2 protein-coding genes are annotated in these 1,950 nt (G+C 72.3%); both read left to right on the top strand.

Annotation, left to right across the window (positions count from 1 at the left end):
- Positions 1 to 118: 118 nt before the first annotated feature.
- Positions 119 to 586, top strand: coding sequence for a hypothetical protein (locus tag ACFQ36_RS22420; protein WP_377017734.1), 468 nt, complete (start codon positions 119 to 121; stop codon positions 584 to 586).
- 114 nt (positions 587 to 700) lie between these two features.
- Complete coding sequence (locus ACFQ36_RS22415; RefSeq protein WP_377017732.1) at positions 701 to 1,921, top strand: MFS transporter; 1,221 nt, start codon at positions 701 to 703, stop codon at positions 1,919 to 1,921.
- Positions 1,922 to 1,950 lie beyond the last annotated feature (29 nt).

Genomic DNA, 1,950 nt, shown 5'->3' with positions numbered 1-1,950 from the left:
CGGAGTCCGCGCCGCCGCGGCCGTGACGCCGGCCCGGCCGCGGCCTCCGCCGTGCTTGTCCTGCCCCCGGGCCGGGAGCATGCTGGTACTCACGGGGCGTTGGACACGGGAGTTGGCCATGGACGAGGATCCGCAGCTGCGCAGGGAACTGTCAGAACGCATCGAACGGCGCCGGGCAAGCATCGGCGCCTACCTGCGCCGGCACAGGCCGCGGCAAAGCAGGCTGAGCACCCTGAGCGTGGTCACCAGTTCCCTGGTCGCGGCCCTCACCGCGGGACCGGGCATGGGCCAGGAAGGCTTCACCGGCTCGGTAGCCGGGCTGCTCGCGCTGCAGGACACCTCCCTGGTCTGGCAGACGATCTGCCTGCTGGCCACCGTCCTGTCCGTCGCGGCGGCATTGACCACCCATTTCGCCACGTCCAAGGGCAAGAGCGAGCAGATCAGCGCCGCGGAAACCTGCAGCGCCGAACTGGAGGGGCTGCAGACCGCGCTGGCCTTCGGCAACCTGCCGCTGGAGGAAGCGGTGCGGCTATACCAGCAGTACTCGGTCAAGGCCGCCTTCGTCGAAGACCTGCCGGCCCGCTGACACCGCACCGCGGAAACCGGAACCGCGGAAACCGGAACCGCGGAAACCGGAACCGCGGAAACCGGAACGGAAGGGACACCGGCCGGGATGGCATCCCGGGCATAGCATCTAAGGGTGACGAAGGCCGGAATCCAATCAACACAGCCCTGGACGGGCCACCTCAGGGGCAGCCGGGCCTACCGGAACCTGCTGCTGGCGCTGCTCTTTGGCGGACTGGCCACCTTCGCCCAGCTGTACTCGGTGCAGGCGGTGCTGCCCGGCATCGCCCGGGAGTTCGGGATTGCCCCGGCGGACGCCGCGCTCAGCGTGTCCGCCGCAACCCTGGGCCTGGCACTCGCCGTCGTCCCCTGGTCCTGGGTGGCGGACCGGGCCGGACGCAAGCGCGCGATGACCTGGGCCATCGGTGCCGCCGTCGTCTTCGGCCTGCTGCTGCCGCTGGCTCCCGGCTTCGAAGCCATGCTGGCCGTGCGTTTTGCCGAGGGTGCGGCGCTGGGCGGGATTCCCGGCACCGCCCTGGTGTACCTGAACGAGGAGGTGCAGAAGGTGCACGCGGCAGTGGCCGCCGGCACCTACGTGGCGGGCACCACCGTCGGCGGGCTCGCCGGCCGGCTCGTGGCCGGCCCAGTGGCGGGACTGCTGGACTGGCGCGCCGGCGTGCTGGTGGTGAGCATCGTCGCCGCCGTGGCGGCCGTGCTGTTCGTCTGGCTGGCGCCGGCACCGCGGGGCTTCCGCCCGGTGATGCGCGGCCAGGGGCCAAGCCTCGCCCGGCGCATCCTGGCCAACCTGCGTGCACCCCGGCAGCTGGGACTCTACGCCCAGGGCTTCCTGCTGATGGGCGGCTTCGTGGCGGTCTACAACTACCTCGGCTTCCGGCTTGAGGCGCCGCCGTTCTCGCTGCCGGCGACCCTGGTCAGCCTGCTCTTCCTGGCCTACCTGGCCGGCACGGTGTCCTCGCGGCTGGCCGGCGGGCTCACCGTCCGGTTCGGCAGGCTGCCGGTGCTGCTGGCCGCGGTGCCGGTGGTCCTGGCCGGGCTCGCCGGCACGCTGGTGGACTCGCTGCCGGTGATCCTGGCCGGGCTGGTGGTCTTTACCGGGGGTTTCTTCGGTGCGCATTCGGTCGCTTCCGGCTGGACCCCGCGGCTGGCGGACCAGGGCAGGGCGCAGGCCTCCAGCCTGTACAACTTCTTCTACTACGCCGGTTCCAGCCTGCTCGGCTGGGCCGGCGGGCTGTTCTTCGGCCTGTTCGGCTGGACCGGCGTCGTGCTTTTTGCCGGGGGCCTGGCGCTGCTGGCCGGGACGGCGGCGGTGCTTACCCTGCGCGGGGCGCCCGGCTAGGGCCCGGCAGCCGCTGCCGGGCCGCACGC

The sequence above is a fragment of the Arthrobacter sp. GCM10027362 genome, assembly GCF_042679445.1.
Taxonomy (GTDB): domain Bacteria; phylum Actinomycetota; class Actinomycetes; order Actinomycetales; family Micrococcaceae; genus Crystallibacter.
The sequence above is the reverse complement of the archived record's forward strand: the minus strand, read 5'-3'. Positions and strand labels throughout refer to the sequence as shown.